General features: G+C 40.3%; 18 protein-coding genes and 4 tRNA genes. 8 read left to right on the plus strand and 14 right to left on the minus strand.

Annotated features, from left to right (window positions below; translation table 11 throughout):
- Positions 1 to 5: 5 nt before the first annotated feature.
- The 12 genes from BDD26_RS17395 to cspE form a co-directional block, all read right to left on the minus strand.
- Positions 6 to 1,058: a protein-glutamate methylesterase/protein-glutamine glutaminase gene (locus BDD26_RS17395; protein WP_038269004.1), complete on the minus strand. Its 1,053-nt coding sequence runs from the start codon at positions 1,056 to 1,058 to the stop codon at positions 6 to 8.
- Positions 1,051 to 1,962, minus strand: a complete 912-nt coding sequence (gene cheR, locus BDD26_RS17400; protein WP_115827260.1) for a protein-glutamate O-methyltransferase CheR — start codon at positions 1,960 to 1,962, stop codon at positions 1,051 to 1,053. Before cheR ends, BDD26_RS17395 begins: the two co-directional genes overlap by 8 nt.
- A 6-nt stretch (positions 1,963 to 1,968) precedes the next feature.
- Positions 1,969 to 3,606 carry a methyl-accepting chemotaxis protein gene (locus BDD26_RS17405; protein WP_115827261.1) on the minus strand — a complete coding sequence of 546 codons (1,638 nt, stop codon included), beginning with the start codon at positions 3,604 to 3,606 and terminating at the stop codon, positions 1,969 to 1,971.
- A gap of 56 nt (positions 3,607 to 3,662) precedes the next feature.
- Positions 3,663 to 5,366 (minus strand): methyl-accepting chemotaxis protein, encoded by a 1,704-nt coding sequence (locus tag BDD26_RS17410; protein WP_115827262.1) that lies wholly within the window; start codon positions 5,364 to 5,366, stop codon positions 3,663 to 3,665.
- A 249-nt stretch (positions 5,367 to 5,615) separates the two neighbouring features.
- A complete protein-coding gene (cheW, locus tag BDD26_RS17415) occupies positions 5,616 to 6,113 on the minus strand; it encodes a chemotaxis protein CheW (protein ID WP_038268995.1) in 498 nt (165 codons plus the stop codon).
- A gap of 46 nt (positions 6,114 to 6,159) precedes the next feature.
- Positions 6,160 to 8,376, minus strand: coding sequence for a chemotaxis protein CheA (gene cheA, locus BDD26_RS17420; protein ID WP_115827263.1), 2,217 nt, complete (start codon positions 8,374 to 8,376; stop codon positions 6,160 to 6,162).
- Between the two features lie 6 nt (positions 8,377 to 8,382).
- Positions 8,383 to 9,396 carry a flagellar motor protein MotB gene (motB, locus tag BDD26_RS17425; protein WP_038268990.1) on the minus strand — a complete coding sequence of 338 codons (1,014 nt, stop codon included), beginning with the start codon at positions 9,394 to 9,396 and terminating at the stop codon, positions 8,383 to 8,385.
- A gap of 2 nt (positions 9,397 to 9,398) precedes the next feature.
- The gene (motA, locus tag BDD26_RS17430) at positions 9,399 to 10,280 is read right to left on the minus strand and encodes a flagellar motor stator protein MotA (RefSeq protein ID WP_115827264.1); all 882 of its coding nucleotides are present in this window, start codon (positions 10,278 to 10,280) and stop codon (positions 9,399 to 9,401) included.
- Positions 10,281 to 10,416: 136 nt separating this feature from the next.
- Entirely contained in the window at positions 10,417 to 10,998 is a 582-nt protein-coding gene (gene flhC, locus BDD26_RS17435) for a flagellar transcriptional regulator FlhC (RefSeq protein ID WP_115827265.1), read from the minus strand.
- 2 nt (positions 10,999 to 11,000) lie between these two features.
- A complete protein-coding gene (gene flhD, locus BDD26_RS17440; RefSeq protein WP_038268983.1) occupies positions 11,001 to 11,351 on the minus strand; it encodes a flagellar transcriptional regulator FlhD in 351 nt (116 codons plus the stop codon).
- Between the two features lie 3,344 nt (positions 11,352 to 14,695).
- On the minus strand, positions 14,696 to 15,394 hold the full coding sequence (locus BDD26_RS17445) for an MgtC family protein (RefSeq protein ID WP_115827266.1): 699 nt from the start codon (positions 15,392 to 15,394) through the stop codon (positions 14,696 to 14,698).
- Positions 15,395 to 16,230: 836 nt separating this feature from the next.
- Positions 16,231 to 16,437: a transcription antiterminator/RNA stability regulator CspE gene (gene cspE, locus BDD26_RS17450; RefSeq protein WP_038265922.1), complete on the minus strand. Its 207-nt coding sequence runs from the start codon at positions 16,435 to 16,437 to the stop codon at positions 16,231 to 16,233.
- Between the two features lie 479 nt (positions 16,438 to 16,916).
- Here cspE and BDD26_RS17455 point away from each other — a divergent pair, with 479 nt between their 5' ends.
- The 8 genes from BDD26_RS17455 to BDD26_RS17495 all read left to right on the plus strand — a co-directional run bounded on the left by BDD26_RS17455 (position 16,917) and on the right by BDD26_RS17495 (position 21,278).
- On the plus strand, positions 16,917 to 17,438 hold the full coding sequence (locus tag BDD26_RS17455) for a YlaC family protein (protein WP_038265929.1): 522 nt from the start codon (positions 16,917 to 16,919) through the stop codon (positions 17,436 to 17,438).
- 117 nt (positions 17,439 to 17,555) lie between these two features.
- Positions 17,556 to 17,631: transfer RNA gene (locus BDD26_RS17460), tRNA-Asn, on the plus strand.
- 224 nt (positions 17,632 to 17,855) lie between these two features.
- Positions 17,856 to 17,931 (plus strand) — tRNA-Asn (locus tag BDD26_RS17465).
- Between the two features lie 415 nt (positions 17,932 to 18,346).
- Positions 18,347 to 18,422, plus strand: a tRNA-Asn gene (locus BDD26_RS17475).
- A gap of 247 nt (positions 18,423 to 18,669) precedes the next feature.
- A tRNA-Asn gene (locus tag BDD26_RS17480) sits at positions 18,670 to 18,745 on the plus strand.
- Positions 18,746 to 18,974: 229 nt separating this feature from the next.
- Complete coding sequence (pyrC, locus tag BDD26_RS17485; protein ID WP_115827268.1) at positions 18,975 to 20,030, plus strand: dihydroorotase; 1,056 nt, start codon at positions 18,975 to 18,977, stop codon at positions 20,028 to 20,030.
- 188 nt (positions 20,031 to 20,218) lie between these two features.
- The gene (gene bssS, locus BDD26_RS17490) at positions 20,219 to 20,473 is read left to right on the plus strand and encodes a biofilm formation regulator BssS (protein ID WP_038267038.1); all 255 of its coding nucleotides are present in this window, start codon (positions 20,219 to 20,221) and stop codon (positions 20,471 to 20,473) included.
- 214 nt (positions 20,474 to 20,687) lie between these two features.
- Positions 20,688 to 21,278 (plus strand): LuxR C-terminal-related transcriptional regulator, encoded by a 591-nt coding sequence (locus BDD26_RS17495; RefSeq protein ID WP_115827269.1) that lies wholly within the window; start codon positions 20,688 to 20,690, stop codon positions 21,276 to 21,278.
- Here BDD26_RS17495 and BDD26_RS17500 read toward each other — a convergent pair.
- On the minus strand, positions 21,245 to 21,781 hold the full coding sequence (locus BDD26_RS17500; protein WP_244922774.1) for an IS630 family transposase: 537 nt from the start codon (positions 21,779 to 21,781) through the stop codon (positions 21,245 to 21,247). The genes BDD26_RS17495 and BDD26_RS17500 overlap by 34 nt on opposite strands.
- The gene (locus tag BDD26_RS17505) at positions 21,771 to 22,247 is read right to left on the minus strand and encodes a helix-turn-helix domain-containing protein (protein WP_115827271.1); all 477 of its coding nucleotides are present in this window, start codon (positions 22,245 to 22,247) and stop codon (positions 21,771 to 21,773) included. Before BDD26_RS17505 ends, BDD26_RS17500 begins: the two co-directional genes overlap by 11 nt.
- Between the last annotated feature and the right edge of the window lie 187 nt (positions 22,248 to 22,434).

Here is a 22,434-nt window from a genome sequence, read left to right on the forward strand (position 1 = left end):
AACGACTAAATCCGAATCGATTGCCCGGTACTGATTTTAGCCAGCATAGTTTTACTCAGCTTTTGCAGATCCATCACTTCATCGACAGCACCCAACTGGATCGCGGCCCGCGGCATACCAAAGACCACACAACTCGATTCACTTTGTGCTAATGTGTAGGCACCCGCTTGTTTCATTTCCAATAAACCCGCTGCACCATCACTGCCCATACCCGTTAAAATGACGCCCACCGCGTTACGCCCTGCATATTTAGCAACAGAACGAAACAGAACATCAACAGAAGGACGGTGACGATTAACCGGTGGAGTACTGCTGGTCATAATTTGGTAGTTAGCTCCGCTACGGCACAGTTCCATATGGCGATCTCCCGGTGCGATATAGGCATGTCCCGGTAAGACACGTTCACCATCTTCTGCTTCTTTGACAGTGATCTGGCTCAATTTATTTAGCCGTTCTGCAAATGAGCGGGTAAAACCGGATGGCATGTGCTGTGTAATAAGTAACGCCGGGCTGGTAACAGGTAAAGGTTGCAGCAAATTCTTGATTGCCTCAGTTCCTCCGGTTGAAGCCCCAACCGCGATCAATTTCTCACTGGACAAAAGTGGCTTAAAATTCAGCGGAGCCACAATTTCTTGTGTTGGTCTTACTGTGCTGATTTTTGCCTGTGCCGCCGCCCGGATTTTTTCCGCAATCAGTTCACTATAGGCCAGCATGCCTTCACGAATACCTAATTGTGGCTTGGTCACAAAGTCTACAGCACCCAATTCCAGTGCTTTCAATGTAATTTCCGAACCTTTTGCCGTCAGAGACGAAACCATTACAACAGGCATAGGTCGCAAACGCATTAATTTATCAAGAAAATCAATACCATCCATCCGAGGCATCTCAACATCCAATGTCAATACCTGCGGGTTATATTTTTTGATTAAATCGCGGGCAACATACGGATCAGGCGCACAGTCCACCACTTCCATGTCTGGGTGGCTATTGATTATTTCCCGCATGATTTGACGCATCAGCGCCGAATCATCCACACAAAGAACTGTTATTTTATTCATGATCCCTCCTTGCCCGGCCTACACCGTAAACGGTCTGTCCTTGCAAGTAGAACTCTCGGCTAATTTGAGTGACGTTTTCGGAATGCCCTGCAAAGAGCAGACCATCCGGTTTTAAGAAATTAACAAAGCGGCGCAAAATTCTTTCCTGCGTTTTTTTATCAAAATAAATCATGACATTACGACAAAAAATTGCATCAAATTTACCTTCCAGTGCCCACTCAGAATCAAGTAAATTCAGGTGCTGAAAGCTAACCAGCTCAGTAAGCACCGGGCGAACTCTGGCGTACCCTTCAAAATAACCAACACCTTTGAAAAAATATTTTTTCTTTTGGCTTTCACTCAGATGCTGTAATTCATCCAATCGATAAACACCCTGGCGGGCTTTTTCCAATACCTGGGTATCAATATCGCTGCCAATGATTTTTATCCGGTTTGAGCAGTGCCCCAATACATCACACGATCTGCCACACAAGGTGTCATACAGTGTCATTGCAATGGAATACGGCTCTTCTCCCGTTGATGCTGCCGCGCTCCAGACACGGTAAATTCCCCCATTTTTTCTGCTGGCGTGTGCCGCCAGAATAGGAAAATGATGGGCTTCCCTGAAAAATGCAGTGAGATTGGTCGTTAATGCATTGATAAATAATTCCCATTCCTTGCTATAACTATCCTGTTCCAGAATCGACAGATATTGACCAAAATCATTGAGCCCCAGAACACGCAAGCGCCTGACCAGGCGGTTATAAACCATCTCACGTTTATTTTTTGCCAATACAATGCCAGCCCGTTGGTAAATAAACTGGCAGATGCGCTGAAATTGCGCATCCGACAATGTATGCCGCTGAAACATAAAGTTCAGCGGTGCAGTAGCTTCAGCATCTGAAGCTGTTAAATTGAATTTCATCTGACCTCAGCGTACTTGATTTACAACATACTCATCGGTCATTTTTGATGCAGGATATACCTGATGGTCATGATCATGCTCATGTTCCAAACCTGTCGGTAATTCAAATTGAGCAACCGTTTTCACCAATATATCTGCCTTATCTTCAAGCGCAGATGCAGCAGCAGCAGACTGTTCCACCAATGCCGCATTTTGCTGTGTGACTTGATCCATCTGACTGACAGCCTGGGCTATCTGATGAATACCCCGGCTTTGTTCATCGGAAGCCGCAGCAATTTCAGCCATCAGATCAGTAACTTGATTTACTGATTTGACCAATTCATCCATTGTTCGTCCGGCATTATTCACCAGATCAGAGCCTTGATTAACTCGATGGACGGATTCATCGATCAACATTTTGATTTCTTTTGCGGCGTCAGCGCTGCGTTGCGCCAGATCACGAACTTCTCCGGCCACCACAGAAAATCCTCGGCCCTGCTCACCAGCACGGGCGGCCTCAACCGCTGCATTCAAGGCCAGAATGTTGGTCTGGAAGGCGATACCATCAATCACGCTGATAATCGCACTGATTTTCTTCGAGCTATTGGCAATTTCGTCCATCGTCGCAACAACACTGCTGGTCTGTTCACCGCCTTTCATTGCTGTTTGAGAAGCCGCTACCGCAAGTGCGCTGGCCTGACGTGCATGTTCTGCGTTCTGCTTAACAGTAACCGTTAACTGTTCCATACTGGCCGCAGTTTCTTCCAGTGATGCTGCCTGTTCCTCTGTACGTGAGGATAAATCAGTATTACCTTGCGTGATTTCCTGAATACCTGCATACATCTGGTTGGTATTATCCCGCACCGACGAAATGGATTTGATCAGTGAATTCTGCATATCACGCAGTTTTCTGAATATGTTACCAATTTCGTCATTGGTGGTGACTGCCACTTCTTTATTTAACCGCCCTTCAGCCACATCCTGAAAACAAGCTCTCATATTTGCAAAAGGTTTGAGAAGGTTACGTTTCAGCCACCAGTGAGCTGACAGAGAAACAACAAACACCATCAGGATAGAGCCAAAGAACATGGCAATGGAGACTTTATAATAAAATGCGCCATCAGAGACCGCTTTACTGATATGAGCACCGAGATAATGCATATAGTTATTGTATGCAACCTCTAATTTACTCTGATAACTTTCTGTTGGTTGATCGAGGAATTCCTGAAAGTGCCCTTCATAAAGGAAGGTTTTTAATTCCTTCAATGCATTAATGTATTCCTGGTATGAATGCTCAACAGCCGACAATAATTCGGCTCCATTGTCACTCTGCTCTATCAGAGGTAATGCACTAAAACGTGCGAAGCTCCTTTCGGCTTCATTTAGTGAACTTTTGAGCAATGCTTCCATTTCATCTATCTGCTCTCTCGGTTGCCCGACTTTATGAGCAATCGCGATCTTATTCAAGGTGTTACGCGTTTGCAGCAACGCCGCCCAACTCAATCCAAGGGTATCTCTCCGTTGAGTTCCCAAATCAATTCTTTCTATATATGACTGGTCTGTATAAATTATCCCCAAAGATAAGCCACTGGAAATAATCTGCATAACACAAAACATCATCAGTAATAGATACAAACTGGTTGATATGCGAAACCTGCCTAACATGTAATCACCTCGTTTAACGGCTGCATGATGCAGCCGTAGTTATCGCTATTATTTTTTTAGAATGTTTCCCAATTAGATGGGTCTTCCACATCGCTGCTTTTTTTCAGCACAGGAGGATTTGTTTTATTAGCTGGAGGAGTCGACGATTTTATCGTCGGTAAAACTTCATGTTTTCTTTTCTCAGGCTGCTTCCTTTCTGCCTGCTCCGGTAACTGAAATAATGATACTGCTTTGGTCAAGATCATGGCCTGCTCTTCCAGTGCTGCTGCTGCGGCCGCAGACTGTTCAACCAATGATGCATTCTGTTGTGTGACCCTGTCCATTTCAGAGATAGCGACACCGACTTGTGTAATTCCCCGACTTTGTTCATCAGAAGCCGATGCTATTTCTCCCATGATGTCAGTCACACGGGTAACAGAATCGACAATTTGGTTCATTGTTTCACCAGCACTTTCCACCAGCACAGAGCCGGTATCAGTACGGCTGACGGAGTCTTCAATCAGTGATTTGATCTCTTTCGCTGCTTCTGCACTGCGCTGTGCCAGATTGCGGACTTCACCGGCAACCACCGCAAAACCTCGGCCGTGTTCACCAGCACGAGCAGCTTCTACCGCAGCATTAAGAGCCAGAATATTAGTCTGGAAAGCGATGGCATCAATAACACCGGTGATATCTGAAATTTTGCGTGAACTATCAGCAATTTCGTGCATAGTCTGCACTACATTTGCTACTACTTTGCCACCCTGACGGGCGATATCAGAGGCGTTATCAGCCAGATTACTGGCCTGTCGAGCGTTGTCAGCATTTTGTTTTACCGTTGCTGTCAACTGTTCCATGCTGGCCGCAGTTTCTTCCAATGAAGCCACTTGCTGCTCAGTACGGGCAGAGAGATCGTTGTTACCCGCAGCGATTTCGCTGGTGCCGGTATAGATGGTTTCAGTACTGTGATGCACACTTCTGACGGTATGGATCAGCTCGTCTTGCATATTTTTCAGACCAACCGCCAACACTCCCATTTCATTGTTGCCAGAGACATCAACAGTTTTAGTCAAATCACCTTTCGAGAAAGCTTTAATGGCATCTAACAGTTTGTTCAGTGGATCGATCAATGAGTTACGCAAACCAACCCAACTTGCTGCCATGACGGCAATCAGCAATACAAATACAAAAATCAGACTAATGACGATATTGTGGTAGGCGGTATCAGCTTCATCTGACAACTGCTGATACAGTTTTTCATTTTGATCCAGGTAAAAGGCGTATTCAGCATCAAATGCGTTCTGATACGTAGTGGTTGGCTGAGCAAAAAATTCTTTAAACTGTTTCTTTGCCAGCAACGCATCTAGTTCTTTCAGTGCATTGAGATAGTCATGGTGGGTTTGTCTTAAACTCTGCATACGCTCTGGCTCGCGTATAACTATGCTTGGCAATTGCTCAAATTGCTGGAAACGACGCTCTGCACGCGCTAAGTTGACCTTAGCTTCTGCTAAAATATCCTCAATTTTGTAATCGCCCTCTCCACCATGCTCTTTCATGATATAGAAGATACCAATACGATTCAGGTTATTACGGGCTTGTAGCAGGTTGATCCAACTCTCATCCAATAATTTCTGACGCTGCCGCATTTCATCTAATGTATCAAAGGCTTTGGTATCATTCTTTAATGCCTTAAAGAACAGTCCCCCTGAGACAAATTGCAGAGCACCAAATAATATGATGACCGAGATAAGTCCCGTCACTATTTTCATCCGGTTAAACATGACTTCCCTTGTGTAATAAATTGCTATGCCTGTGTTATCGGCATCCTTAAAGGGAACTTTACGTGTGATACAAAAAATTAAGTTTTTACTGTGTATTTTTGATCTACAACAAACCGGGCTGCTTTTTCACGCTGCTATTTTTGCCCTGCCGACTTCCTGTTTTTCACCACTTTCTTTTGCCTTTTGCATACTTCTACTTTGCACCAGCCTCTTAGCAAAAAGAGCGAGAATTACGGCAGCCCTGAAATATCAATCTCTGGCGACAGAATCCACTAATGCCATTTCCTCGCTGTTGAGCAATTTTTCAATGTCTACCAGGATCAGCATACGCTCTTCAATGGAGCCAAGCCCGGTCAGATATTCAGTTGACAAGGTGACGGCGAATTCTGGCGCAGGACAAATTTGCTCTTCTTTCAGAGACAACACATCAGATACACCATCAACCACGATCCCTACTATGCGATTAAGCAGATTCAAAATAATGACCACAGTGTTATCGTTGTAAGTGACATTTTCTTGTGAAAATTTGATCCGCAGGTCAATAATGGGAACAATCACTCCACGCAGATTAGTTATACCTTTTATAAAAGCTGGAGTGTTGGCAATCCGGGTAACTTGATCATAACCACGTATCTCTTGTACCTTCAGGATTTCAATTCCATACTCTTCGTCACCCAAGGTGAAAACCAGATATTCCTTTCCGGCTGTTTCCCCCGATAATTTACTAAATTCGTCTATGGCTGGCATGATGTTACCTTTTACTGTGACTTAAAATTGGGCCTAACTTAGATGATTATTTTTTATTCGCAAGTTCAGCCTTACGCACGGCTAACTGCTCATGATTAAGTTTCTGCAAAGCAGGAATATCAATAATTAAGGCAACACTGCCATCCCCCATAATAGTGGCAGCCGAAATGCCCGGTACTTTGCGGTAATTACTTTCAATATTTTTAACAACAACCTGATGCTGTCCTACCAGTTTATCTACCAACAGTGCGTAACGACGCCCCGCACTTTGTACGATCACAACAATACCTTTCGTTGGATCCGTTTCTGTATTTGGAATGTCAAATATCCGGTACAGTTCAAGCAATGGCAGATATTCACCACGTACCTGCAATAGTTTTTCATCTCCCGCTAATGGATAAATATCTTCTTTTTGTGGCTGTAAGGAGCTGACAACAGCACTCAACGGTAAAATGAAGACTTCATCGTTAACTTTGACAGACATACCATCTAATATTGCTAATGTCAGCGGCAGCAAAATACGAATGACTGTCCCCTTCCCTTCCTGGAAGTTGATCTGGATCTGTCCTCCCATATCCTGAATGTTACGTTTAACCACATCCATCCCCACTCCACGGCCGGAAACATCTGTGACCACTTCCGCGGTAGAAAACCCGGGAGCAAAAATCAACATAGCAACTTCTTCATTACTTATGTTTTCACTCACCGTCAGCCCCTGAGACTGAGCTTTGGCTAAGATCTTCTCTCGATTCAGCCCCGCACCATCATCAATAACTTCAATACAGATATTGCCGCCCTGATGCTCCGCTGCAAGAGTCAAATTACCTGTTTCCGGTTTACCTGCGGCAAGACGTTTTTCCGGGATTTCGATACCGTGGTCAAGACTATTGCGAACTAAGTGCGTAAGCGGATCGATAATTCGCTCAATCAAACTCTTATCCAGCTCTGTCGAACTGCCGATTAATGTCAGTTCTACTTTTTTATTCAATTTTCCTGCCAAATCCCGCACTAAACGGGGATAACGGCTGAAAACATATTCCATCGGCATCATGCGGATCGACATGACAGACTCTTGTAAATCACGAGAGTTTCGCTGCAATTGAGCCATACAACTTAACAGTTCACTGTGTTTTGTCGGCTCTAAAGCATCACAGTGCTGCGCCAGCATAGATTGAGTGATCACCAGCTCACCTACCAGATTGATGAGTTGATCCACTTTCTCAACAGCCACACGAATGCTGGAAGATTCCACACGTTGACGTGGTGATCCTGCTACCGGACGAGGTGCCGGACGGCCAACTTCATGTAGATCTGCTTTTTTCTTCGCGTTATTTGCATTATTCGCATTAGCATTCGCATTAGCAGACTGTGGTATATCTACAGTGTCAGATACCACATTATTTATGACGGTATTTGTCGTTGTAGCATCAGATGATGTCGTATTTTCTTCAGTTTTTGCTTCTGTCGGTTGGGGATCCGATACAGGCAAAAAAGTTATCTGCTCAGGTTCAACCACAAAACACAATACCGCAGTAATATCATCTTCTGTTGCAGATGTAATTAATGAAGCCTCAAGGCTATCTGTGGTTTGTTCAACGTCATAAACTTCTCCAAGATGCCCTAGTTCATCTTTCATCAAGGCAACTTCACGCTCTTTCAGCCCAGATAAATGAACACGGATCCTGCCCTGATCTATTGCCACAGCCGGAGAGATTTTTTCTTCCAATTGCTCAGGTTGATCTGTTGTTACTGCGTGTGCTTCCTCCTCTTCCTGACTTTCTGTCTCATGTTGGATAATCTCTTCCATTACAGGCTCAGCTTCAGATATTGCAGTAAAAACTTCCATATTTCGCTGTTCTTCCCGCGGCTGATCTTCCTGTAGCTCTAATGCAAGCTGACGCAATGTCTCGCAGATATAATTGAATGTATCTTCATCTGGCTCCTGAGAACTTTTATAGGCATCCAATTGTTGCTGCATAATATCTTTCGCTTCTAAAAACAGGTTGATAATGTCAGTTGTCAGGCGTATTTCATCACGTCTGGCACTATCCAGCAGATTCTCCAATACATGCGTGGTTTGTTGTAGCTTGGTAAAACCAAATGTCGCAGCGCCCCCCTTAATGGAATGGGCGCTGCGAAAGATGGCATTTAGCTGTTCATGATCAGGTTCATCGGCATTAAGCAACAATAAATGCTGCTCCATATCCGCCAATAGTTCATCTGCTTCATCAAAAAAAGTCTGATAAAACGCGGTAATATCCATCGTTACTTACTCTGTCACCTTATTAGTATCACTTGCCGATTCCACTTTTGGCTGTCCGGGCTGGTTTTCCGGTATCGTGATTTCATTGGATTGTCCGGTGGGTTGCTGAGAAGATGTTCCCTCATCCGAATCCATTCTGATGACTTCTTGTATATCCATACTACTGCTAGCAGTCATGGCATTACCGCCACTGTTTTCCTGCTCAATCCGTTTTTCTGCTTCCTTATTCAAAACAATAATGCTGATACGGCGATTAACAGGAGCATCGGGAGCAATACCTTTCTGCATATTGACGGTAGATGCCATGCCAACAACCCGCAGGACTTTGGATTCATCCAAACCACCAATTAGCAACTCTCGTCTTGATGCATTTGCACGGTCTGAAGAGAGTTCCCAGTTACTGTAACCACGTTGGCCATTGATATATTGCAAATTATCAGTGTGCCCAGACAGGCTGATCTTATTTGGAATACTATTCAGGATCGGCGCAATTGCCCGCAAAATATCGCTCATATAGTTTTCAACTTTCGCACTACCAATCATGAACATCGGGCGATTTTCCCTGTCGATGATCTGAATGCGCAAACCTTCATCCATCATGTCAATCAATAAGTGCGGACGCAGTTCTTTGAGACGAGGATCAGTGATAATCAGTTGATCAAGTTGTTGACGCAACCGACCCAAACGACGGGTTTCCTCACTAGTTTCAGCCTGCTTGTTCTGACGGAAAACTTCTCCATCCTGCTGAAAAACGTCATCCCCTCCCCCAGGGATCGGGTTTGTATTATCACTACTCTGTTTCCCCTTATTGATTGCAACCTGCAAAGGGGTACGGAAATACTCTGCAATGCTGGTCAATTCCTGTGGGCTGGCGATAGATACCAGCCACATAACCAGAAAGAAAGCCATCATTGCAGTCATGAAGTCGGCATACGCAATTTTCCATGAGCCGCCATTATGACTATGACCATGCTTTTTGCGCTTTTTTATTCTGATAACAGAAACATTATTCGCTCTCATAATTAGTCTTCAGCTTCTTGTTGTACAGGAGCCTTAACCCTACGAACATGCTCTTCAAGTTCTGTAAATGAAGGACGATCTGTGAGAAATAATGTTTTACGACCAAATTCAACCGCAATTTGTGGAGCATAACCATTCATGCTGGAAAGCAGGGTAACTTTAATACATTGCATCATTTTTACCTGCTCACTACTGCGCTGACGCAACAAAGTCGCCAGAGGCGAAACAAAACCGTAAGCCAGTAAGATCCCGAGAAATGTTCCTACCATTGCGTGAGCAATCAATACTCCGAGTTCTCCTGCTGGCCGATCTGCCGAACCTAACGCATGAACTACCCCCATCACGGCCGCAACAATCCCGAATGCCGGCAATGAATCTCCCACCATTGTCAGACTGGTTGCAGGAACTTCACTTTCCTGTTCATAAGTTTCAATTTCTTCATCCATCAGGGCTTCGATTTCATGTGGATTCATATTACCGCTGATGATCAAGCGCATATAATCCGTAATGAAGTTCATCAGATAAGGATCTTTTAGTAAGCGGGGATACTGTGTGAAGATATCACTCTGTTGCGGATTCTCAATATCACGCTCCAGAGCCAAAAGCCCATGCTGGCGGGATTTGGATAGCAAACGAAACTGTAAGGCCATCAGATCCATGTACATCGCTTTATTGTATTTTGATCTACGCAATACTTTTGGTAAAACACGCAATGTAGCCTTTATCGCCTTGCCATTGTTGCCCACGATAAAAGCACCAATACCCGCACCTGTAATAATCAAAAATTCCGCTGGCTGATAAAGTGCACCCATGTGACCACCGACAAGCAGATAGCCACCAATTACCGCACCAAAAACGATGATATATCCTAAAAGTACTAACACGCGATATCCTTTAGCTAAGTTGGTGAGCAGATGGGATTTGAACAGGGCAAATTAGTAAATGAGGAAGAGGACGGCTGTAGATTACAGGCCAGAGTAACCAAAACCTGTAATCTAGTTTTCACTTTCCCATTTAAATTCACATAGCTTGCTGAGCAAATCCATCCAGCAGTTGTGAATTAGTATCGGCAGGTTGCGTGGAAAGTTTACGTTTTTTTACTGCTCTTGAAGGCGGCTGGCAAAGACTACAAACAAAACTATTTACCGGTTGGTGAGCATGTGTGATAAAAGTCCCACCACAACAGCGACACTCGGTTGGCTGCAACATCCCACTATCGACAAAACGAATGAGAGTCCAGGCTCTGGTTAGAGCCAAAACTGGCCCATCTTCACTCGTCGGAGGGCATTGCTCAAGATATAATCTATAAGCCTTTACTACAGCTTCAACACCAGCACAATGTCCACTTTTCAACAGGAAGCGGTAAGCATTGTAGAACATGGAAGAATGAATATTCTGTTCCCAAGTCATAAACCAATCCGTCGAAAAGGGGAGCATCCCTTTAGGCGGAGGGCTTCCCCGCAATTCTTTATACAGCCTGATCAACCTTCCCCGGCTTAATTGCGTTTCACTTTCAAGCATCTGCAACCGTGCGCCTAAAGTGATGAGCTCCATTGCCAACTGAATATCTTTAGCTTCCTGGACAATACTTTTCTCAACCATCTTTATGCTCTTTTCTTGATTGAAGTGTCATCCTGAGTGGATAACTGTTGAAAAAGATGGGTAGATAGCAAGATACCTGTATGAATTTGTTGCAAATCATCCACCCGTGATTCCTTCGTCAACTGCTGTACAGTTTCGTGATCTTCAAACCGAAAATGGCAAATCAGTTGGTTTGTTTCAGCTAATTTTACTAACTGAGGCAATGTCAGCTCGGCCAACGTATCAGCCATAGATTCACTAATACCTAAACGGAACATCGCAGACGCTTTCTCATGGTTAATTAGCCGTTGTGCTAAAAGCAAATACGATAAATTTATGTCATAAATATGTTTGAGCAATTCAACCGTACTCATTTCTATATATCCCGTCCGATTACATGAAAAAATCAATTAAGTGATCAAAGAATCACTCACGACAAAATTACCAGTAGCATGAGATTCAATAATCTCCGACATAACTGAAATATACATCTTTAGCCAGAGCAGTAACTGTCCTTTGTATTACTCTTGGGATCGCCCAATTTCTAAAATATTTCGGTAATGGATTGTAAAAGTATTATTGCGTCATCTGGATAATGAACTTGCCACAATTGATTAAGAATATTCTTAATACTAATTAACTTTACTCCTGAATCAGCAATTTATTCAACGGAGAATATATGTCATTTTAAATACTATGTGACATACATCACAAAACTACTTTTTTTATTATGATTCTAGCTCATTAACTATTCAAGCAAAAGAAAACAAAAAATAGCCCATAATTAATAAGTTAAATTATTTAAATAAAAATATTAGAGACCATTTTTTGTTTTATACGATCTATTAAACTTATAAATTCAAAATAACGATAAAAAATCCTTTCTTTAGCTAAATTATCAAAATATTATTAAAAATTGTTTCCTGATAATGTGGGTAAGTACTCATCTTCTACTATTAGTTGCTTTGGATCATAGTTATGCCAAATTTATTAATCATATGTGAATACTAGTTATTGAAAAGATACCACTCTGATCATTTTTAATTTACGATTGTACTATTTTTACACAGCGACCGAGGTGACATCGACATTACTTAGAATACAAGTATCACACAGATCACAAAAATAAGATAAAATACAGTATGATGTTGAAATAAAAAAACATCTGCATCTTTACCCCAGAGCCATCGTAATCGTCAAGTCTCCGATACCCCAACAAATCCTACCACAGGACAATACCAGCACCACTTTACCAAGTTATCACAATCAATAAATTTTATTTATCAAAAATAATGCGCAGAATGATAGCCTCTGACATTATTTCAACAAAAACCTCATTGGCGGTTATTTACAGCCACTGAGCACTTCACAAGCCAAAAACATAAGAAAAAATTATAATACACATCCTCCATGACCTTGCAAATGTTAAGAATAATCGATGTTTATGATACTCATCTGACTAGTTTACAAACTGACATATAAAGTACAAAATAACCTATTATCCTAAAATTAATTTCCTTAAATAGGATAAATTTAGAAACAAAATCATTCCAAAATGCAAATTAACCAATAAATTATTATACAACGCAAAACTAAATTTAAAAAGTAATTTACAGTTTAAATAGAATGCGGAAAAATAATGGATGGAATAAAAACAAATAGTGCCTTTTTATTCTTAATTTGAAATATAAATAATAACAAATCATGTAATAAAATAATTCAAATAAAAAAAATAGCATACAAAAATAATTCTATTACTCCGTTAATTTTATCATTATTATGATAGCAGGTTCGCAGTTAAAGAATAACATCAATACCTATTCAAAATATCTGACAAAAATCATTAATGGCCAGAGTTATTGATATAAAATTTGCGATGGCTATTTTCTTAATCAAGATAGAATAAGATATTAATTAATGAAAATTTTTCACAATTATTCATCAATACTATAAATATAAAATCGTTTTGTCACATGAATGACAATACAGTAGCTTATCGGCCTCCTCAATTAACCAAGGAAAATATTCCCAAAGTAACAATTTTAATCCTTATGAAAGTAGTAAATGATGATCATGATATGTAACCACCTGATACCATTTTATAATGTCATCAATAATACAGGTAAAACGACGGTACTTTATACAATCAGTTTTTTTTACATAACATATGTACACCTGATTTTTGTGATAACATCTCTTCCACTACTTTCCAGATTCGAATACGGCTTAATGTTATATACTATTAGTTCAGATAAATGCCACATAAAATATGTTGTAATATAGAAAATAAAAAATAGAAAATGTCAGAGCATAAAATGCCCGATATTTTTCACATCCTATTTACGAGGTTTTCTCAAAAACGTTTTCCATTTTACCCCACTACAAAGACTTACTGTGAAATATCGTACATTAGGTTTTGTACAAGTTAATAAATGGTTAACACAGATAAAAATAGAATAAATGCACAGATAACCAGTACAGAAAATACATTTCAAAATTCGATCTGACTGTCATATTTAAATACCACATAATATTTCCAAACGTTTTCCTTATCTTTTTACGCCTTCTTCTAATGCCATCTGATTTTTATCAAGCAAAATGATATCTGCAAATTCTTTGCGATACCCATCCAAATATCCACACAAATACTCCAACATACTGCAATATAGGTACATCATTTATTCCATCATCAGGAAGATCTATTGCATGCTTATTATTTTGTAGTGCCTTTAAAGTGCATGATTTTTGCCGAAGGATTAAGTTACAAAAACAGATCTTAATTCCACTTATTTTGAAAGGTTTTCATCACCCATACATTCAATATCAAGGCAACTAAGAATATTCTCAGTATCTAACTCCATATCATGACAAACTTTAGCTATAATGACAGAATTATCTCCGGCAAACACCTTAACCAAAATACTAACTCTTTTTAGTTAGTAACAGAAAATAGATGTTTCACTTCATCAAGATTTAATTCACGTATTGCTAAGATTAACTCCCTGAAACCTTGTTCGTTATGGTAGCTAACCAATTACATAATGATTGTTACAACTTTCTTCAGTGACAGGAATAAGCGACTCCTTTTTCTACACATGGCAGCAAACAGATCACATCCTTTCTGCTGCACCTTTGAGAATCAATCGGTAGTTTTTCTGTGGTTCCTACACAAAAATTGACAACCTCCAACTAACATAACTAAAAGATAACTCATCAATTTTTCTATAGCCGTGAAGAAAACAGAGCTCTACTTTCTTTGACTTCTATATCCCATAATTACCTGATCCTTCAGTTTATTATCCCACCTTGATAAAAACTATTTATCCCGCTCCAATGAACTGTTGAACTGTTGAACTGTTGAACTGTTGAACTGTTGAACTGTTGAACTGTTGAACTGTTGAACTATGATAAATTCTTTTCTGAAATGATTAATTAGTTTTTGTGACGGTGCTCTCAATCATATACGCTATGTTCAATTTCCCATCATAGTGGTTACCTCTTCTTTGTTAATAGAGAAGAATTTATGAAGTTTTTGGTGTTGCCTAACTGAGAATAATGTTCATTATCACTAATGAAAGTATTAATAATTAATACCATTCTATATTATTAATATAATGACGTTATTTCATAGGCAACACCTTATTCATACTAAGAAAAGAAAGGGAATCGTCCACATAAGCTCCTTATAAAATAAGGATATTACTTATATAAAATTATTCTAAGCAGGTAACTCGGCAGCAATTTTCCAGTTAACTGAGCTAACGCTTTTTTCTAAACTCACTCGGCAAACAATCGATTCGATCTCTTTTTGCTTCGCGGGTGTTGCCAATATTTCTGCACACACTTCAAGTCTATTTGGTTGGAGGGTATCAGTACTACTTAATGATTGTAGCCGAATGTTTAATCCATTAATTGCTTGCAGGATCAGCGTCCTGATTAAGATTTCATCACTAACATCACAGATAATTTGGATTTTATAACGCTGCTCTAAATCTAAGGCTAGCTGTTGAGGCTGAGCATTAATTCTCTGAGCCGCTTCTCTCAACAAAATATTTGCGGATAGAATTATTGCAGTTGCAATACTCGCTGACCAATATTGCCCTAACCCACACAAAACCCCAATACCTGCCGAGCACCATAAAGTTGCCGCTGTATTTAAGCCACGGATATTCATTCCTTCTCTCATGATCACACCAGCACCAAGAAAACCAATACCGGATACAATCTGTGCAGCAATACGTCCGGGGCTATCAGTCGAAGTTGATATTGAACAAAGAATAAAAACCGCAGCGCCAGTAGCAACTAAGGCATTGGTTCTCAATCCTGCCATGCGTTGACGCCACTGACGTTCTGCACCAATTAATGCCCCGAAACACATAGCGGATAGTAAATGAATAGCAATAGATGTTAAAAGCATGACACTCTCCCATGATATGAAAATGGGTAAATATATTCCTTTTACCTGCCAGGTTACTTATTCATTGACTTAGCTCATTTACCAACCGCTCATTTACAGCCTCTGCTATGCAACCCAAAATCTATTAGGTATAGGATCCAGCTTGATTCAAGATTTTTATAGCTGAGTACTTATTGGCTTCGAGATTTCAGATAATTTCAAGCCTGCAATTAAAATGATCTTACGCTGTGCAGGTACGATCTCTAATCGCTATCCATTTTTTTGTATTGAGCTAAAGTTCAACGGGTAGCCTAAAGAAATAATTTCTTTATTTTGTACAATAGGAACAGGACCGAATATAAAAATTCGATCTGGTTATTGATATGTTCCCGGAGGGAATAAGGAATGAGTATAAAGTTGCATTATAGATACCCCGACATATCTATTGATACTATATTTAAGGATTAAAAATAGCAGCTCTACAGCATTGCGTGATTTTTCGGGAGAGTACAACTCGTGGAATTTAAGTAGTACCGCACACCATTTCAGGTAAGCAGTAAATTGAATGTAAATGAACAGCTTACCGGATTATTTTTTATTAAACCTAAAACTTTGACTATTCAATTATCAGCCCTCCGATAGAATTTGGCCGGGAGTATAAACAGGTAAAATTGATAAGTAAAGACTTCAATTAATAAATGAACTTAAAAAAATGTTCTCTTTACCGCCTGTTCAATAAAAAAATTACCTTATTTTATAATATATCGATGTTATTTTTTTATTAAAAATCATTCTATAAACAAAAAGCCCGCCAAGGCATTTTAGCATGGCGAGCTTAATAAGGCATGAAGGCTAAATTAGATAGCAGTTACGTTTGCTGCTGCTGGGCCTTTGGCACCATCTTCAATGGTGAATTCTACGTTCTGGCCTTCAGCCAGAGTTTTGAAACCGTTACCTTGAATGGCAGAGAAGTGAACGAATACGTCTTTGCTACCATCGGTTGGAGTAATGAAACCAAAACCTTTGGACTCGTTGAACCACTTCACTTGACCTGTCATTTTCATGTGACTTTCCTATATATCAAAAAAAACTCGCCACCTCGGGCATGTGTTGGCCAGTATCAGCTATTACTTATGGAGGCACTAAGAAGGAAACGGTCTACAAAGGCTACTTAGGATAGCACTTTTACACATAACGCATTAACTCAAGATGTCGTACATAAAGTAGGTCTGTTTATCAGGCCAGACGCATTAACGCATGACCGCACAGGAATAGCAACCTTTTTATGTATTATTGATCTAAAAAAATTTTTTACGCTCAATATTAGAACAGAATAACCGAATAAATAGATGAACTTATGATTTTATTTGATTTATTCAACTTTTATCTTAAGAAGAAATTCTCATGTTCTTTTCGGACAATAACAATTTTGCAAATAAAAAAAAGTAATTGCTATACAGATGGATGCTCTGAGCATGATAACCTTAAAAAGGTTAACACTTTTAATTCGATAACAGATTTCTACAATAATCGGACTAGTATTATGGATATCATCAAACAGATATTGATTCAGGATCTTGAGCGGATCAATCTCGCAGAGCATCGAGATGGTAAGGTACACTTTAATAGCATCTTTATTCACCAGCATCCATACCTGTTTTTGGCGATGATCGTTGCTTATGCTTTCCTCGCTGTATTGATGTGGTATGCCCCCTATTTTGGCGTTTGGTCACTTATCCTATTTACCATGCTTTTTTTCGCCATGGCGGCTGTTCTGCTGTTCGATATCAAACCAGTTTATCATTTTGAAGACATTGACGTATTAGATTTACGCGTCTGCTACAACGGTGAGTGGTTCGTTGATGAAAAAGTATCTCAGGATGCTGTCAACACAATACTTGCTCATCCAAATGTATCCCACGAAATAAAGAATGAAATCAAACGAATCATCAGGCGAAAAGACGGAATTTGTTTTTATGATGTATTTATGATTGCGTGTTCAGAACAATCGCCCTATTTTCAACCTCCTAAGGTTGAACAAAAATATGTAATTTCAGCAAAGTAGCATATTCATAGCACAATACGCTCATATGATGAGCAAACAATGAAAAAATAGAATTTTTGCGTTGACACTCCCTGAGTTCATCGTTAATATTCGCCCCGTTCTCAGGAACACAGCAATTCCTCCATAGTTCAGTCGGTAGAACGGCGGACTGTTAATCCGTATGTCACTGGTTCGAGTCCAGTTGGAGGAGCCAAATTCTAAGAAGCCCGATTTTAGCTCTGCTAGTCGGGCTTTTTGCTATTTATCCCCTTTGTGGGTTATCTCTAACTCTAACGAATAGTTTTCTATCTTGCTCAGATACGTTTTCTATCGCCACCCTGAGCACTACTTAACCACTTGAATTTATTTTCTATTTTTTCGCTTTACAACACCTCTGTATTCCCCTATTATTCGCTTCGTTCTCAGGAACACAGCAATTCCTCCATAGTTCAGTCGGTAGAACGGCGGACTGTTAATCCGTATGTCACTGGTTCGAGTCCAGTTGGAGGAGCCAGGTTCTAAAAAGCCCGATTTTAGCTCTGCTAGTCGGGCTTTTTACCATTTATCACTTGTACTAATGCTAATAACCACATCTACCTTACCCAGACACATTTTTCACCAACTATCCAATCATCACTTATATTCCTATTGTACGGATAAAGGGTTGACGATGTTTTTTGCTAAAATCTTTCCTGTTGGTTTTATCTATCATTTTCTCTGCGATCTCATTTCAGAGAATACAACGAGATCTTTAATCTCATGTACAAGGTATAAAAAATTATAGTATTGGTGATATTTCATCACAAAAAATGATAAAACATCATCACATTGAATAACCATCAACCATTTAAACTTATTTTTCATTATTTCTGCTTTACAACCCTTCTCCATTCACCTATTATTCGCCTCGTTCTCAGGAACACAGCAATTCCTCCATAGTTCAGTCGGTAGAACGGCGGACTGTTAATCCGTATGTCACTGGTTCGAGTCCAGTTGGAGGAGCCAGATTCTAAAAAGCCCGATTTTAGCTCTGCTAGTTGGGCTTTTTGCTTTCCAATTATCATGTTCACCACTTATACCCTATTTATCAATTTTATTTTTAAAAAATTCCGGTTATTTTCCTGAAAACAACACGAAAAAGCTGAAAAAAAGCGCATAAAGTACATATTAACAACAGATAATCCGTTATTATGATTTTCTTCTTTGACAAATAGAAAGAGAGCCGTTAATATTCGCCCCGTCTTGAAGGAGTTCCTCCATAGTTCAGTCGGTAGAACGGCGGACTGTTAATCCGTATGTCACTGGTTCGAGTCCAGTTGGAGGAGCCAACTTCAATTCATCCTCGTTTTATTACTCCTATTTTTCCTTTTTTGATACGACTAATTTCCTCTGAATACCCTGACTTATATGAAATTAAGGATTTAATTCTGCAAAAAATGTAGAGTTTTATCATTTAATAATAGCTATTTAACTATTTTCTCTTTATCATCTTCCTCCGGCTTAAGGAATGCTGAATCAGCATCCGTCATTTTTCATCTATATTCTGGAGCCGGTTCCATGACTACTGAATCTTATACTATTAAAATCCGCCGCCCTGACGACTGGCATGTTCATTTTCGCGATGGTGATTTATTGAAAACCATTGTCCCTCATACCAGCCGCTTTTTTGGCCGAGCTATTGTCATGCCCAACCTTGTTCCTCCTATAATAGATATTGCCAGAGCCAGAGCCTATAAAAAGCGGATCATGGCAGCCATTCCGTCAGAGCATCCATTCGAACCACTGATGACATGCTATCTCACGGATTCAACAGATAGCTCACAAATTGAAATCGGTTATAAAGAGGGCATTTTCACAGCCTGTAAGCTTTACCCCGCAAATGCAACAACCAATTCCAGCCATGGTGTTTCTGACGTACAAAAAATCTATCCTTTATTGGAAACTATGGAAAAGTTGGGCATGCCTCTATTAATTCATGGTGAAGTTACCGCAGCCCATATTGATATTTTTGATCGGGAAGCCCGCTTCATTGAACAAGTGATGGAACCTTTACGTAAACAATTTCCTGATCTGAAAGTTGTTTTTGAGCATATTACGACTAAAGAAGCTGCCGAATACGTTCTTGAAAGCAACGATAAATTAGGAGCGACACTCACACCACAACACTTGATGTTTAACCGTAATCATATGTTGGTCGGTGGTATCCGCCCTCACCTCTATTGCCTGCCTGTATTAAAACGCAATATTCATCAAGAAGCGTTACGTTCAGCCGTCGCCAGTGGTTGTGACCGTTTCTTCTTAGGAACAGACTCTGCCCCTCATTTGTTGCATCGTAAAGAATCTTCCTGTGGTTGTGCAGGTGTCTTCAATGCGCCTACTGCCTTGGCTGCCTACGCCACTGTTTTTGAAGAAATGGATGCAATGAATCACTTTGAAGCATTCTGCTCTCTGAATGGCCCGAAATTTTATGGTTTACCCGTTAATGAAGGATTTATTGAGCTTATACGCAAGCCTGCACCAGTTACCGAATATATCGAACATGCTGGTGAAAAACTGATTCCATTCCTGGCTGGAGAAGATGCAGGATGGGAAGTAACAGTAATTCATTCTTAAGCACGTTTAAGTCATAGAAGTTTTAGTTTCTTATTATCAGATAAAATGACCAACATCTGGTTTCTGCAACTGGTTGTAGTATTAGACTGATAAAAAGGTTTATACTGCAACTGCTCATCCTTAGATGAGTTCCGCGGCTCTTAGTCAATTATATCAATCAAGATGCTGTAGTCTGATTAGGAGGTTATATGGGACAAAAAAATGAAATAATCCAAACCCATCCAGTTGTAGGTTGGGACATCAGTATCGTAGATACCTACGACGCCATGATGATTCGTCTTCATTACTTATCCTCCCAAGATCAAGCCACAGATAATGTTAGTATTGACAAAACATTGTGGTTGACGACAGGGGTTGCAAAACAACTGATCCTAATCTTGCAGGCTGGAATCGAGAAGATTGAATCATCGGAATACACTCAACTTGACTATACGAAACATTAACAACCAACTCGAAAATGCAAACACATCTGGACACTCAATACACTGAGTGTCCAATCTGAGTATCAAAACAAATATCAGCCGACAAAATCATTCATATAGTTTATTATTCTGTACAATACTGTATCATTCAACTATGCTCGTTCGCTTGATTTTAAAGTATCAAGCGACCTAATTCATTTAATGATAACCGCTATAGAACAAGGATGTTCAGTTAATGAAATTATTAATCATTGATGAGTGTCATTATACACGCCTTGGGATCATTGAATTTCTAAAAGAAAATACAGATATCCTTTCAACAGAGGCTCATTCAATTCAGGGGGCGATAAATATTCTGTCGATATTTTCTCCTGATATTGTCCTGATGAATCTGACACATTATGGTCATCACAGTTCATATTGTGAACAAATGAAGCTATTTATTTCATTGGTTCGTGATACCCGTATATATATCTATCTTGATAAACCATATCCATGGATAGGAAATCATATCCAGTTGACTAATAAAGATTTTATCTTACCCAAAAGGAATCTGTGCTTGTTGTTAGCACGGCTGAAAGAGTTGGCATCCCATGATATTCAACGTTATTTTGCCAATTTTAATATAAAAAGTTCTATTTTTAGTCAACAAGAAAACAGGATCATCTATTATTGGATGCTGGAAACAGATACCTATAAAATTGCCAAAATACTCAATATAAGTAGCAGTACAGTTTATTCACATAAACGGCATATCATAGAAAAAATAGGAGTAACCAACAAAATAAGTACTCAAGATAAATTAATTGCAAATCGGTTACCATAACCGCCCAATAACGTATTTAATTCATTCTCCATTGTCTCCTGAGTCCAAGTGATGAAACGTCGCCAGTGGTACTTGGCCTGCTTCCAGACGATTTCAATCAGATTCAGCTCTGGGCTGTAGGCGGGAAGGTAAAATAAAAACAGGTTGTGTTCGTATAACCAGCGCTTTTGAATTTCTGCCTCTATCCCATGGTGAATAGGCGCATTATCTAACACGACAAATGTCAGGCGATCGTCCCCCTGTTGGGCGACCTGCTCTAAAAAATCAATCACGTTAGCCCGCGTTGTACTGCCTGACACCGTCTGGTAAAACAGACTGTTGTCCGTGTAATTTAAGGCGCCCAGAACTGACCGGCTGACATGCTCTTTCGGTTCAGTTTCATGGGGTTTACCTCGTGGACTCCAACCGTATTGCACCGGCGGAGACGCAGCAAAACCGGCTTCATCAAAATAGACCAGACGGTAGTGGCCTGACCGGGCTCCAGCCCTAATTTTACTCAGCAAGGCGAATTTGTGAGCAAATTCCGTTTCGTCGCGTTTTTTTAAGCGACAGGCGGGTGCGTTTATAGGTGAGTCCCTGCTTTTTCAGGGTATTCGCCAGCGTTTCAAGCGTACAGGGCAAGAGACCATGCCTGGCCTCAACGCACCGGACTATCCGGGCCAACGTCAGGGACTCTGCGCTGGCGGCTTCGACCGCCGTGGCAATCATTTCAGGCGTCATGGCCGGATACCGTCCTCCGACATGGCCGCCTAATAATCCCGCGATACCGAAATCATGCCATGCGTGAACCCAATTATAGATAACCCGGACACTGCATCCTATTTCAGCAGCAATCTGGGGCGGTTTTATTCCTCTGTCCAGCATGAGCAAACCCGTCCCTCGCGTACGGATGTCCCGATGCTGATGATTCAAGGCAAGTTGTTGTAACGTGATCCGTTCAGGCTCAGAAAGGACTATATTTGATTTCATGAGTGGAAGCTATCAGTCAGGTTATCGTATTGCCTATTATAATAAAATGCAGATAGTTTATCTGATCAACTTAGAGCTACTTTTCGTTTATAATATTTTTAAATATATCTGCTAACACCGCAAAAATAACTAAGTTGGCGTAATAATACTTAAATTATTACGCCAATTTTTGTATCTGTTTGCGAGG

Origin of the sequence: Xenorhabdus cabanillasii (assembly GCF_003386665.1) — a bacterium.
In the GTDB taxonomy this organism is placed as follows: domain Bacteria; phylum Pseudomonadota; class Gammaproteobacteria; order Enterobacterales; family Enterobacteriaceae; genus Xenorhabdus; species Xenorhabdus cabanillasii.